Consider the following 14,235-nt stretch of genomic DNA (forward strand, 5'->3'; position numbering starts at 1 on the left):
ACTAGCAATCATGACCGAACCTAAACAACGATTACTCTCTCTTGATTTTTTTAGAGGATTAACAGTCGCTGCAATGATTTTGGTCAACAACCCGGGCAGTTGGGGACATATTTATGCGCCACTGGAACACGCCGAATGGAATGGTTGCACGCCAACTGATCTAATTTTTCCATTTTTTCTTTGGATTGTAGGCGTGTCAATTGCTTTTGCAATGAGCACAAGCAAGTCAGATCCGGCCATGCACAGTAAAACCATTGTTAAAGCATTAAAGCGTGGAATTATTTTGTATTTACTGGGATTTTTCCTTGCTATTTTTGGAAAGCTTATGGGGGTTATTTTCGATGGTAAAAGTTTAGTCGAAGCTTTTCAAACCGTTCGCTTATTAGGTGTTTTGCAACGTATTGGTATTGTATTTATCATCAGTAGTATTATCTTTCTCAAGTTTTCAAACAAAGCAATTTTCAGAATATTTATGTCAATTCTAGCAATTTATTGGGCATTAATGACTTTCGTTCCGGTTCCTGGAATCGGTTATGCCAATATGGAAAAGGAAACCAACCTGGCTGCATGGATAGATAGAGCGATCCTAACAGAATCTCATACCTGGGCATCTGCGAAAACGTGGGATCCTGAAGGTGTTTTAAGTACGCTTCCGGCAATTGGAACCTGTTTATTTGGGATATTGGTAGGGGTGTGGATGAGAAGAAAAGATATAGACAGTGCAACAAAAGTAGCCTGGCTATTTACGGCGGGAATTGCCGCGATTATTTTGGGCTTGCTTTGGGATCTTCAGTTTCCTATAAACAAATCACTTTGGACGAGTTCTTACGTGCTATATGCAGGAGGACTGGCTTCCGTAGGACTGGCACTTTGTTTTTGGCTGATAGATGTACAGGGCTACAAAAAAATTACGACTCCATTTGTTGTTTACGGGGTAAATGCGATAACTGTTTTTTTTCTTGCCGGGTTAATGCCCCGCGTTTTAAATCTGATAAAAATCAATAACACGGATGGTACCAAAACCGCATTATTAGAAAAGTTTTATACCACATTTTACACGCCATATTTTTCACCTGTCAATGCTTCGTTAGTTTGGGCCATTACTTATGTGCTTGGTTTTTATGTGCTGTTGTACATTATGTATAAAAAGAACATCATCATTAAAGTATAATTCCTACATTACTTGGCCGGTTTCATATGGTAAACGGGTACTTAAATACTTTAATAATTGAATAAAAAGACAACCATATACGATATTGCTCAAGCACTTAATATTACGGTATCAACGGTATCAAGGGCTTTAAGCGGTTTTCCTGCAATAAGCGAAGCAACTAAAAAAGCGGTAACTGAAACAGCGAAAAGGCTTAACTACAGTCCAAACAAAGTTGCTTCGGCATTAAAATCAGGGAAAACACATACCGTTGGCGTAATCGTACCAAGTGTACAGGCTCAATTCTTTGCTTCCATTATTCATTGTATCGAAGATGGTTTAAAAGAATATGGGTATCGCGTAATTATTTACCAGTCAAACGAATCAGTTGATAATGAAATTAATGGTGTTAGAACATTGCTCGAAGCACAAGTTGATGGAATTATTGCTTCAATGTCGTTGGAAACCGTTAATGTTGATCACTTTGAAGAAGTCATTAATCAAAACAAACCACTGATACTTTTCGATCGTATTCATGATGCATTGAATGTTCCGACAATCACATTAAATGACTTTGAAGCGGGATATGCAGCCACACAACATTTAATGGAGATGGGCTATAAGAAGATTGCTTTTATTACGACCGTTCATCAAATCAAAATCTTCAATAATCGGTTGAAGGGATACAAGGCGGCATTAGCTGATGGTCAGTTGCCGGTTTTGGAAGAACATATCATCTATGGGGGATTATCTGTTGTAGATGGTGAACTGGGGGCTGAGAAATTGCTTCAGATGGATAATCGGCCAGACGCAATCGTTGCAGGTGATGATTTTACAGCGTTAGGTGTAATTAACAAACTGAAAGAAGCTGATAAAACACCGCCAGAAGTTGGTGTGATTGGTTTTGCTAACGAAGTTTTCTCAGAATACATTACACCAAATTTGTCTACAATAGATCAACACCCGGCGCAAATGGGAAAGGAGTGCGCAAAAATGTTTTTAAATATGATTAAACAGGAAAACTTTTACCAGGACGTTGAACACATTGTTTTGAATCCAACTGTTATCGGAAGGCAGTCAACGAGAAAGATCTAGAGCGCTAAGTTTGTGTAAAAAAAAATCCCCGCTTTTTTGTAAGACGGGGATTGTATTGTTACGATTTAATCCTGGAATTTCCACCGAACGAAAGCTTCCATTGCTTCATATTCTGCTAACCCTAAATCGTCATAAGCTTTTGCTGTTTCACGGTTACGGTCTTCAGCACGTTGCCAAAATTCTCTCGAATCATCGCCAGGAAATACTGCCCTGTCTTTCTGGCTCTGGTGCTTGAAAATTGCATTCCTCTTGCGCTCTAATTCCTGAGGAGAAATTGGAACAGCCATCTCGATTTCATGAGTTTCAAATTCATGCCATGCACCACGGTACATCCACAACCAGCAATCCTGCGCCCATGCGTCGGTTTTACGCAAACGCGTTAAAGCAGCCAGTATGATGTTAAAGCAAACAATATGCGTTCCATGCGGGTCTTCAAAATCACCAGCTGCAAAAACCTGTTCAGGTTTTACTTGTTGTAAAAGCTCCATGGTCAGTTCAATATCGGCATCAGTAACCGGATTTTTTTGGTTTTTTCCACTTTCGTAAAATGGCAATGCTTGAAAGTGAATATGATCATCTTCCAGGCCGCAATAGCGGGCTCCTGCAATTGCCTCTCCTTTTCTGATTAGACCTTTGACAGTTTGAATCTCTGGCGTATCTACCTGATTAGGTTTCTTCTGCTCAATAAAAGTTCTCATTTTATCGTATATGTCCTTCAAGTTAGCATTATCCATGCCCATCTTTTCCGTGAAATCTACATTGAACTCTACAAAGCGTAATGCATCATCATCCCAAACTGCAGTGTTGCCTGAGGTTTGATAAGCTACGTGAACATCATGTTTTTGATCAACCAGACGGATGAATGTACCACCCATCGAAATCACATCATCATCCGGGTGTGGGGAGAAAATAATTACCCTTTTTTTAGCAGGTTCAGCTCTTTCAGGGCGCTGAGAATCATCAGCATTTGGTTTTCCTCCCGGCCAGCCGGTAATGGTGTGTTGTAATTTATTGAAGATATGAATATTGATGTTATAAACTGGACCTTTTTCGGTAGCCAGTTGCGCCATACCATTATTGTTATAATCGTCTTCCGTTAATTTTAGTATCGGTTTTTTGAGCGTGTTTGCCAGCCAGATTACTGCTTTGCGAATTAAGTCATCGGTCCAAATACAATCTTTAACCAGCCAGGGCGTATCAAAACGGGTCAGTTCTGCAGCGGCTGGGGTATCTAAAATAAATTCAACATGTTCTGAAAGTTGCAGGTAAGTTGCCGGAACATCGCCTGAAATCTCGCCTTCCACAGCTTTTTTGATGATAGAAGCTTTTTTACGGCTCCAGGCCATCAAAATGATTTCCCTTGCTTTAAAGATGGTACCGATACCCATCGTGATGGCTTTGGTTGGTACAAAAGCTTTTCCACCGAAGTCACGGGCCGCATCACGGCGGGTTAAATCATCAAGCGTAACCAAACGTGTTCCTGAATTTGGTGCAGAGCCCGGCTCATTGAAGCCAATGTGACCTGTACGACCAATACCCAAAATTTGAATATCCAGGCCGCCAAGATCTCCTATTTTTTTCTCATAATCTAAACAGAAAGCCGGAATATCCTCTAAAGGAAGCATTCCATCCGGAATGTGAACGTTGTTCTTATCGATATCAATGTGATCGAAAAGGTTTTCGTTCATAAACGTAACATAACTTTGCGCTGCTGTTGGCTGCATTGGATAATATTCATCCAAATTAAAAGTAATCACATTTTTGAAACTTAAACCCTCTTCTTTGTGCAGTCTTACCAGTTCGGCATAAACTGCAATTGGGGTAACACCTGTTGCTAAGCCCAGTACTGCAGGTGCGTTGTTTGCTTGTTTTGATTTAATGAGGTTGGCAATTCTATGCGCCACATTAATGGAAGCAATTTTTGGATTTTCGAACACGCTCACAGGGAGTTTCTCGAAACGTGTCTCCTCCAGTAGATTTAATCTAGCCATTTTATTTATGGATTTTAATGTACGGAGCAGTAAATATAGAGAGTTATGCTCGTATTTCATCAAAGGTTATTTACTTTTATTGCGATTATATATGTAAAATTCACCTGAAGCGGCAAACAAACGTTTGATCATTTTTTCAAATAATTATGAATATCCAGATACAAAATTTTTATACTAAAGCTCAAAAGGAGCAGCGATTAATTATTGGGCTAATGAGTGGAACATCAATGGATGGTTTAGATATAGCACTTTGTGCGGTAAGCGGAAGTGGTGCCGAAACCATCATTAAAATCCTGGAATTTAAAACCGGGGGTTATACAGATGATTTCAGGGCTAAAATCAAAGCAATTTTTTCCAAAAAACAGGTTGATTTGGAGTTGGTTTGCCTGATGAATGAACACATTGCCAGTATCCATGCCGATTTGATTAACCAGGCTCTAGCGGAATGGGGCTATAAAAATGAGGAGATTGATTTTATTGCAAGCCATGGGCAAACCATTTTCCATGCGCCAAAATCACTTCATCAATTAATTGATTATCCAAATGGAACATTGCAAATTGGTGATGGCGATCATATTGCGGTTAAAACCGGAATTATAACTTTGTCTGATTTCAGGCAGAAACATTTAGCCGCAGGTGGTGAGGGGGCTCCATTAGCGGTTTATGGCGATTATTTAATCTTTTCTAAAAAGGATGAAGATCGGGTAATGCTCAATATTGGGGGCATCGCAAACTTTACCTATCTGCCAGGAAACCTTCAAGCATCCGAAATTTTTTCAACTGATGTGGGGCCAGGAAATACTTTGATGGATCAGTTTATGCAACAGCATTATAACCAGTTTTACGATAAAGACGGAGCAGTTGCAAAATCTGGAAATATGAACGAGGCATTGCTGAATGAATTATTAAAATGCGATTTTTTTGACATTGCTTTTCCAAAAACCACTGGACCAGAGCTTTTTAACCTGGATTATTTAAAAAGCGCTCAAAACCAATCATCTACTCAAAATATAAGCACAGCTGATGTAATGACCACGCTTTGCCACTTTTCGGCAGAAACCATTTCAGCGGCCATAAAAAAATGTTTTGGTGATAAGGCAAAAGCTCAAATTTTTATGAGCGGCGGCGGCATGCATAATCCGCTGCTGGTACAGTTGTTGAAAAAGAACCTGCCACATTCAAATTTCTTTACTACAGATGATTTAGCCATCAACCCTGATGCGAAAGAAGCTGTTTTATTTGCCGTTTTAGCCAATGAAACCCTGTGTGGACAACCCATTGATTTTGGTAACCGACAAGGTGTGCCATCAGTTTGCATGGGGAAAATAAGTTTACCGGCTTAATACTTTGTTATTATTTTGTAAAGTGCTTTGCTGCGAATTAAAATTTGCTTTGTTGGGTATTTTACTAAATTTGTTGAAATTCTAATATTAATTAACAAAACCAAATTTTATGGAAAAAAGTTACCTAAAATGGTCAACAAGATTTTTTGCAATTTTGATGATCCCATTTCTGCTGCTTTTATTTACAGGGATGGCCCAGGCACAAACCAAGCGCTATACCATTGGCGGTAAAGTTACCGATGCCACGAACAACGATCCGATTCCTGGCGTTGTGGTTAAAATCTTAAATACAAACTTAGCAACCAGTACAAATGCAAACGGCGCCTATTCATTTTCTGTTGATTTAAGCGCCGGCAATTATCAGCTTCAGTTCTCGTTTGTGGGTTATAAAAGTAAAACGCAACCAATTACATTAGGCACAAGTGATCAGGTACAATCGAGTGCAACCTTAAGTGCTGATGCAGTAGGACTTGATGAAGTGATCGTAACCGGAACTTCGCAAGGTACTACAAGAAAACAATTAGGTAGTTACGTAAGTACTGTAAAAGGAGATGATTTGAATAAGGCACCAAGTGGAAATGCTTTAGCCTCACTTCAAGGGAAAACGCCAGGTGCACAAATCAGCCAAAACTCCGGAGATCCTGCAGGTGGAATTTCAGTAAGATTAAGAGGGGTAAGTTCGGTAAATTCATCATCTGAACCTTTGTATATTATTGATGGCGTAATTGTAAATAACTCTACCACCAGGGTAACTAATACTTCAGCCAATTATGATGGTGGAAACTTTGTGGGAAGTATTGGCCAAAACAGAATGGTGGATATTAGTCCTGCAGATATTGATCGAATTGAGGTTTTAAATGGTGCAGCTGCAGCGGCCATTTATGGCTCAAGAGCTAATGCCGGTGTAATTCAGATTTTTACCAAAAGAGGTAAAACCGGCGTGCCACAGGTAAGTTTTAATACGAGTTTGACCATAAGTGAACTGCGTAAACAAATTGAGGTGAATCAATCGCCGACAAAATTTGGTGGCTCGGTTGATTTAGTTACCCAAGATGTTTTAACGCCGACGTTAACAACTACCACGCCTGTTACCCGATATAATTATCAGGATTATATTTTTAGAACCGGTATTGGAACAGATAATTCAGTATCAGTTTCTGGAGGGAATGATAATACGAAATTTTACACTTCAGCCGGTTACTTCTCTAATCAGGGGATTATTAAAAATACTGATTTCAGAAGAATGAATTTTAGGGCAAACCTGGATCAAACCATAAACAAATGGGCAAAATTAACTGCTGGTTTTAATTATGTACATAGTGATGCTAATGAAAAACCAGATGGTAACTCATTCTTTTCACCAATGAACTCTGTAACCATTATCGGAAATTTCCATGATATTTTCGCAAGAGATGCTTTGGGTAATCTAAAAGCTGTAGGCGAACGTGGTCGTGTTAATCCTGTTTCTGTAATCGAGGATATTAAGCAACGTCAGTTTACCAATCGCATTATCGCAAATACAGGTTTAAAATTAACACCGGTTAAAAATTTGACCATCGATTACACCATGGGTGTTGATAATTCGATCCAAAATGGAACAACGTATATACCACCATTTGCTTACAACGTAAGTACAGGTTTTTATGGCGGTGGACCAACACTTGACCCATCATTAAACGGTTATGCAAGTGCAGCGAATGCAACCACTACTTTATTTAACAACGAGTTGAATTTTACCTATGATACAAAGATCACAGAATTGTTGAGTTCAACCACACAATTGGGCGGTTCTTATCAGTATCAAAAAGATCTTTTCAGCTTACTTAACGGACGCGGTTTAGCACCTTTTGTTCAGGTGGTAAATGGTGCGAGTACCATTTTGCCAAATAGCGATAGTCGTTCAGAGTTTTCAATCAGCGGTGCTTATTTGCAACAAAATTTTAAGTATAAAGATCATTTATTCGTGACTGGAGCAATCAGAGTCGATCAATCTACTGTGTTTGGCGAGGCAAACAGAACACAATACTATCCAAAAGCAAATGTGAGTTATGTACTTTCATCTGCAGATTATTGGAAAGATTTTGGTGTTTCTTCCTGGTGGAATGCGTTTAAATTAAGAGCAGCTTACGGTCAATCAGGTAACTTAACCGGTATTGGCGCTTACGATCGCTTTAATGTGTATTCGCCAAGTGCGTTAAATAGCAAAACATCATTAACATCTTTAACTACATTGGCAAATACTAATGTAAAACCAGAGCGTCAGCAAGAGCTTGAGGTGGGTACAGATATGTCGTTTTTTAATAACAGATTAGGTTTAACCTTTAGCTATTATGATAAAACAGTTAAAGATTTATTATTAGGCGTGGTAATTGCGCCAACAACTGGTTACTCAAGTTTGCTGGATAACATTGGAGGTAAGTTAAAAAATAAAGGTTTCGAATTGATGCTAACAGGTGTTCCATTGAAAAGTGATGATTTCTCATGGACTTCAACAGTGATTTTCAACAGAAACAGAAATAAAATTGTGGGTTCAGGTGCGCAAAGGTTAATTGCGACTAACGCAGGGGCACCGGTATCTATTACAGATGGTTATCCGGTAGGCGTATTCTACGGAACATTTTTCGCCCGTAATCCTGACGGAAGTTTGTTGTTAAATGCTCAGGGTATTCCGCAAACAGAAAGGGGAACTCAAACATCAGCTACAACTTATGAAACTTCAAGAGCTGGAGGCCAACCTACAGGAACCGTTCTGCGTAAGGTGATTGGTGATCCAAATCCAGATTATACAGGATCATTTGTAAACGACTTTACGTATAAAAAATTAAGCCTACACATTCAATTGGATGCTGTTCAAGGTGGTGATGTTTGGAATGCCGATTGGAGAACTCGTCAGGGTGTAGGAAATGGAAAAGTTGCAGAAGCGGAACAAACTGGTCAATTACCAAGAGGTTACGTTGCTGGCGCTTACAATGTTGAAGAATGGCGTATTGATGATGGATCATTTGTTAAACTAAGAGAAATTTCCTTAAGCTATAATATTGGCCAGGTTAAATTTATTAAAAGCTTAACCGTTAACTTAAGTGGCAGAAACCTGATTTCGTGGGATAATTACAAAGGTTACGATCCGGAGTTGAATTCTGGTGGTCAATCTACAATTTTAAGAAATATCGATTTCGGTTCTGTGCCGATTCCACGTACTTACTCATTAGGTTTACAAGCGAGGTTCTAAATAAAAAAACTTATTATGAAAAATTTAAAATCAAGATATATAGGTTATGCATTTCTGCTTACAACTGTTGCTTTTTCAAGTGCTTGTAAGAAAGAATACTTAAACCCCAATGCAGCAACCGCTGATGATGTACTAACCTCTGCTAAGGGATTAACAGGCGTTACAGTAGGGTTGCAAAAAACTTTTTCCACTACCAGAGCAGGAGTTTTATATGCCTCAATTACTTTGAATGGATTAACAACCAATGAATTGATCTCTATTAACACCGGTAATACAAATGAAGAACGACTGGTTGCCGGAGGTGTTCAGGTGGATGGGACCAATTCGGTTTTGTTGAGTGTTTGGGCAGGGTCGAATAAAATTATTTTCGATGCTGATAATGTGATCAACAATGCAGTTAATCTGCCTGATAAAAATTATGCTGCTGGTTTAATCGCACACGCCAGTATTTTTAAAGCTTTGGCGTTAGGGAATTTATCTGAGTATTGGGAAAAAGTTCCAGCTTCTACCGGACAGAATGTTGCTTTTATAAGCAGGGTTGATGGATTTAATAAAGCTATTGCCACTATTGACAATGCGTTGGCGGTAATTGCTGCGAATCCAATCAGCAGTTCTTTTAGCGGAAACATCCCGGCAGGTATAGATATTCCAAATACCTTAAATGCTTTGAAAGCACGTTATGCTTTATTTGCCGGTAATTATACCTTGGCATTAACTGCAGCTAACGCTGTTGATTTGACTAAGAGATCTGCCTTTACTTATGATGCGTTGAACTTAAACCCGATTTTTGAGATTGCTACCTCAACAAATAATGTTATCCAACCGAAAAATTTAAGCCTAGGTCAAACAGGTACAAACGTACCTGATGCTGCCGATCAACGAATTCCGTTTTATACAGTTGTAAACACTACAGTTCGCATTAACGGTTTTGGAGCAGGTACCTTTACACAAATTCCGGTCTATTTACCAGGAGAGATTACCCTGATCAAAGCAGAAGCATATGCACGTCAGGCTACACCGAATTTATCAAGTGCTTTAACGGAACTCAATAAAGTGGTAACGAAAACTGCAGCTACTGATGCTTTCGGACTAGGAGCGAACTTGCCTGCCTTAACTGGAACTTACACGCAACAACAGCTGCTGGATTTAATTTACAAACACCGTAGTATTGAACTTTTTATGTCGGGCTTGAAACTCGAAGATATGAGAAGATTTAATCAGCCGCTAGCGGATCGAAAACGTAATTTCTTTCCTTATCCTTTTCAGGAGAGAGACAATAACACAAATACCCCTGCAGATCCTGCTTTTTAAAATAAACGAACAGGGTTCCGAAATTCCGGAACCCTGTTCGTTTTATAAAATATTAAGGTGTTTTACCCGATAATTGGCAAGCGCATCATTCTGCTCATCTAGTTCAGTTACTAAATAGCTAATGCTTTCTATGGGGCAAACTTTTAATCTTAAAGAAATATCTAATTTTTCAGAGATGCAAAGTACCGCAGTCTTTTTGGAACAAGCAATCATTGCCTTTTTCAATTGGTTAATTTCCCAGTAAGTATCCGTAAGCCCATCTGTAGGATGTATGGCACTTGTTCCCATCAAACATAAGTCGGCCTTTATTTCCGATAATTGTGTAATCACATGTCCTCCGTAAGTTACTTGTGAATTTTTAGAGAACAACCCTCCGATGAGCACAACCTCAATGTTGTCATACTTTGCCAATTCAACTGCTACCAGCGGGCTTATGGTAAAAAAGGTAGCTTCAATATTTTGAGGCAACTGTTTAACAAATTCTAAAATTGTCGTTCCGCCGCCCGTTAGTACAACCATCCCATCTTTGATTAATGAAATAGCTTTTTTAGCAATACCAATTTTGCTATCTCTGGCATAAACGGTGCTATCATCGAACGAACTATGATAAGATTTAGACAGTGCACCGCCATGAACTTTAAATAATTTTCCTTCATCCACAAGCTCCTGGAGGTCTCGCCTGATGGTATCCTCTGAAACATTTAACAACTGAACCAAATCGGAAGTGAGCACACGATTGTGCAAATTGATTTGGCGCATAATAAAATCATGGCGTTCTTTCTTAAGCATTTTAGGTCTGGTTTACACGAAAATAAAAATACTTTTCAATAATTTGCGTGTTTATGCGTTTTTGTGCAATTAAATATCACTGGATGCTATTAAATAGTTCACATATTTGTTTTTAATATGAAAAACAATTATCATATTTACTTCATATTAAATGAAATGCGTTATTATGCGTGTTTTGGTAAAACAACAAACTAACTACAACTAAACAAATTCTTACTAATCCTTTATTGGCAGTTTATGAAAAAAAAGCTACTATTAATTTTTCTTGGTACGTTTTTGTTGCTGGCTCATGCCTTTGCGCAACAAATAACAGTTACCGGTAAGGTTACATCAACTGATGGACCTATACCAGGTGTTTCCATTCGAGTAAAAGGTACTACCGTAGTTGCACAAACTAACGGCGATGGAAATTACTCGGTTAAAGCGCTAAAAACAGACGTGCTTCAGTTCACCTACATTGGTTTTAGAACACAAGAGAAAACAGTTGGAAACAATACATCCATGAATGTAGTAATGGCTACTGATGCAAGTAATCTTGATGATGTAATTGTAACTGCTCAGGGTATTGAGAGGTCTTCACGATCTTTAGGTTACTCCACACAAACGATTAAAGGTGGTGAGGTGGCGCAAACTCAGCGTGATAATTTTTTAAATGCACTACAAGGTAGAGTTGCTGGCGCAACAATTACCCCTACAAATGGAACACCAGGCGCATCATCAACAATGATTATTCGTGGTGGAGTTTCTCTTGATGGTGATAACCAACCTTTATTTGTAATTGATGGTTTGCCGATTTCAAACCGTACTTTTAGTGAATACAATCTTGTGGGTCAAGGTACTTTTAATCGCCAGAATGATTATGGTAATAGAGCAATGGATATTAATCCAGAGGAAATAGAAACCATTACCATTTTGAAAGGTCCAGAAGCTTCAGCACTTTATGGTACACAAGGTGCCTCTGGTGCTGTGGTTATCACTACTAAAAAAGCGAAGTCAGGAACTGCCCGGGTTACCTATAATAATTCATTCAGGGTAGAAAACGCTTATCGTTTTCCTGATGTTCAATCTGTTTATGGTGGTGGTGCAGGGGGCTTTTTTGATGAAGAAGTTCGTACCAGAACTTACTTTGGTGCGAAGATTCCAGGCAATAGGACCATTTACGATAACGTAGGTAACTTTTACAAAACAGGTTTCACACAAAAGCACAATGCCTCCATTGAGGGTGGAAGTGAAAAACTTTCTGTTAGAACTTCGTTAGGTTATACTAACCAAACGGGTATTGTTCCTGGTACTGATTTCAATACCTTGAATGGTAAATTAAGCGTAACTTCTACCATTAGCGATAAGTTGAAGATGAATGGATCAATTAATTTCATCAACTCTAAAACCAATAAAACTTACAAGGGTGCAAGTAGCCCGATGTTAAGTTCTTTAACCTGGCCATTGGTTGATGATATGAGGAACTACTTAACCAGTACAGGAGATAGAAGAACCATTACTGGAAGTTTAAGTGCAGAACTTGATAATCCATATTGGGCGGTCGAAAAGAATCCAAACTGGGAAAAAAGTAATAGAATGCTGGCAAACTTTGGAATGGACTATGTGCCAACAAAATGGTTAAGTATTACTGCAAGGGGAGGAGCTGATATCAATGCAGGGCAAGGTTTATCTGCGTATCATCCTCAGTCATATGGATCAAATGTTGCAGGTACCGTATATTCTGGAGGTGGTATCAATACTTACAATACCAACGAGCGTTTATATAATGCAACTTTAATCGCAACCATCAAAAAAGATTTTGGAAAATTTAAACCTGTTATTCGTATAGGAGGAGATTTAACTGATGCTTCTTACCAGACTAATGCTCAATTTGGGACAAGGTTTTATCAACAAAATTTTTACAGCATGAATAATACTGATCCAACCACTCAGCGTGTGGCTTTTGCCGATGAGTTGAAAAGAAAGGTTGGTGCATTGGCGGTAGCTGAACTTGGTTATGATGATTTATTGTATTTAACATTAACAGGGAGACAAGATTTTTCTTCTACACTTCCAATCAAAAACTATAGCTTCTTTTATCCGGCAAGTTCATTAAGTTTTGTGTTCTCTGATTTGGCTCCATTAAAAAAATTGAATTGGTTATCATTTGGTAAATTAAGAGCTTCTTATGGTCAATCAGGAAAAGATGCTAGAAATGCGTATGTAACTAAAACCAAATTAGTTGCTCAAACTACAACGGGTGGTGGTTTTGCAGCAGATGTGACTGCAGGAAATCCAGATTTGGAAGCGGAATTTAGCACCATGGCTGAGGCAGGTTTAGAGCTTGGTTTATTTAACAACCGTCTATCATTTGATTTTTCTGTTTATAATACATTATCGAACAAACAAATTACAGCACCACGATTAAGTTATGCCACAGGTGCAATTTTAGGATATATCAATAGTGGAAAAATTCGTAAACGTGGATTCGAACTATTAGTGAAAGGTAATCCAATAAAAACAGCCAACTTCACTTGGGATATTTCAGCCAATTTTGCTAGAGATAGAGGTAATATTTTAGCATTGCCGGCTGATCAGGATGTATTTTATGTTTCTGATTCATGGTTATATGATAATGTTAGAGCACAATATACAGTTGGATCTTCTATTTCTGCTTTTGCGGGTATCGATTATCTAAGAAACAATGCCGGCGATATTTTGATCAATCCTCAAAATGGTATGCCTATAAAAGGGACCAACTTTACTCCAATTGGAGATAGAGCTCCAGACATTTCAGTGGGTTTGACCAACAGCTTTACCTACAAAAACTTTAACTTATCATTTTTGCTCGACATGAGAAAAGGTGGTGATATCTATAACGCTACAGAATTTTACCTGTATGCCCGAGGTATGTCAAAACTTACTTTAGATCGTGAAGTACCGCGTGTAATCACAGGTGTTTTAAAAGATGGTTTAGAAAATTCTGGGAACCCAACTGCTAACAATATATTGGTTACACCTTACATTACCACTTCATATTATGGTACATTTTATAATACCAGAGATTTCTTGCAAGAAGATGTAAACTGGATTAGATTAAAGGATATCACCTTGTCTTATAACTTGCCAAAAAGTTTATTTGCGAAAAGTACCGTATTCAAAAGTGCTAATGTATTTTTTACAGGAACAGATTTATTGTTAGTTACAAACTACAAAGGTGTTGATCCTGCAGTGAATGGATTGAGTGCGGCATCTGGTGGTTTAGGCGGAACAGGGATTGATTTCGGTTCTGTTGGCTTACCAAGAGGGTATAACTTTGGTTTAAGAGTAGGCTTTTAATTATTAGAG

The 14,235-nt window shown here is 38.5% G+C and carries 8 protein-coding genes; 6 read left to right on the plus strand and 2 right to left on the minus strand.

Going from position 1 to position 14,235, the window contains the following annotated elements; translation table 11 throughout:
* Positions 1 to 10 precede the first annotated feature (10 nt).
* Both EA772_RS06635 and EA772_RS06640 read left to right on the plus strand, forming a co-directional pair.
* Positions 11 to 1,171 (plus strand): acyltransferase family protein, encoded by a 1,161-nt coding sequence (locus tag EA772_RS06635; RefSeq protein WP_124911986.1) that lies wholly within the window; start codon positions 11 to 13, stop codon positions 1,169 to 1,171.
* Between the two features lie 57 nt (positions 1,172 to 1,228).
* Positions 1,229 to 2,245, plus strand: coding sequence for a LacI family DNA-binding transcriptional regulator (locus EA772_RS06640; RefSeq protein WP_124911988.1), 1,017 nt, complete (start codon positions 1,229 to 1,231; stop codon positions 2,243 to 2,245).
* A 65-nt stretch (positions 2,246 to 2,310) separates the two neighbouring features.
* Here EA772_RS06640 and nagB read toward each other — a convergent pair whose 3' ends face one another.
* Positions 2,311 to 4,236, minus strand: coding sequence for a glucosamine-6-phosphate deaminase (gene nagB, locus EA772_RS06645; RefSeq protein WP_124911990.1), 1,926 nt, complete (start codon positions 4,234 to 4,236; stop codon positions 2,311 to 2,313).
* Between the two features lie 146 nt (positions 4,237 to 4,382).
* Between nagB and EA772_RS06650 the strand changes: the two genes are divergently transcribed.
* The 3 genes from EA772_RS06650 (at position 4,383) to EA772_RS06660 (ending at position 10,119) form a co-directional block, all read left to right on the plus strand.
* Positions 4,383 to 5,579, plus strand: coding sequence for an anhydro-N-acetylmuramic acid kinase (locus tag EA772_RS06650; RefSeq protein WP_124911992.1), 1,197 nt, complete (start codon positions 4,383 to 4,385; stop codon positions 5,577 to 5,579).
* A gap of 109 nt (positions 5,580 to 5,688) precedes the next feature.
* Positions 5,689 to 8,808, plus strand: coding sequence for a SusC/RagA family TonB-linked outer membrane protein (locus EA772_RS06655; RefSeq protein ID WP_124911994.1), 3,120 nt, complete (start codon positions 5,689 to 5,691; stop codon positions 8,806 to 8,808).
* A 15-nt stretch (positions 8,809 to 8,823) separates the two neighbouring features.
* A complete protein-coding gene (locus EA772_RS06660; RefSeq protein WP_210405080.1) occupies positions 8,824 to 10,119 on the plus strand; it encodes a RagB/SusD family nutrient uptake outer membrane protein in 1,296 nt (431 codons plus the stop codon).
* A gap of 42 nt (positions 10,120 to 10,161) precedes the next feature.
* Here the strand turns inward: EA772_RS06660 and EA772_RS06665 are convergent, their stop codons facing one another.
* A complete protein-coding gene (locus EA772_RS06665) occupies positions 10,162 to 10,908 on the minus strand; it encodes a DeoR/GlpR family DNA-binding transcription regulator (RefSeq protein ID WP_010599286.1) in 747 nt (248 codons plus the stop codon).
* A 237-nt stretch (positions 10,909 to 11,145) separates the two neighbouring features.
* On the opposite strand from EA772_RS06665, the gene EA772_RS06670 reads away from it, so the two are divergent.
* Positions 11,146 to 14,226 (plus strand): SusC/RagA family TonB-linked outer membrane protein, encoded by a 3,081-nt coding sequence (locus EA772_RS06670; protein WP_210405081.1) that lies wholly within the window; start codon positions 11,146 to 11,148, stop codon positions 14,224 to 14,226.
* Positions 14,227 to 14,235 lie beyond the last annotated feature (9 nt).

It is taken from the genome of Pedobacter sp. G11 (assembly GCF_003860265.1).
GTDB classification, from domain to species: Bacteria; Bacteroidota; Bacteroidia; order Sphingobacteriales; family Sphingobacteriaceae; genus Pedobacter; species Pedobacter agri.

What these genes read in the sequence shown, in the direction of transcription:
- EA772_RS06635 (WP_124911986.1), top strand. Translation starts at nt 11, where the DNA reads ATGACCGAACCTAAACAACGATTACTCTCTCTTGATTTTTTTAGAGGA.
- nagB (WP_124911990.1), bottom strand. Translation starts at nt 4,236, where the DNA reads ATGGCTAGATTAAATCTACTGGAGGAGACACGTTTCGAGAAACTCCCT.
- EA772_RS06650 (WP_124911992.1), top strand. Translation starts at nt 4,383, where the DNA reads ATGAATATCCAGATACAAAATTTTTATACTAAAGCTCAAAAGGAGCAG.
- EA772_RS06655 (WP_124911994.1), top strand. Translation starts at nt 5,689, where the DNA reads ATGGAAAAAAGTTACCTAAAATGGTCAACAAGATTTTTTGCAATTTTG.
- EA772_RS06660 (WP_210405080.1), top strand. Translation starts at nt 8,824, where the DNA reads ATGAAAAATTTAAAATCAAGATATATAGGTTATGCATTTCTGCTTACA.
- EA772_RS06665 (WP_010599286.1), bottom strand. Translation starts at nt 10,908, where the DNA reads ATGCTTAAGAAAGAACGCCATGATTTTATTATGCGCCAAATCAATTTG.
- EA772_RS06670 (WP_210405081.1), top strand. Translation starts at nt 11,146, where the DNA reads ATGAAAAAAAAGCTACTATTAATTTTTCTTGGTACGTTTTTGTTGCTG.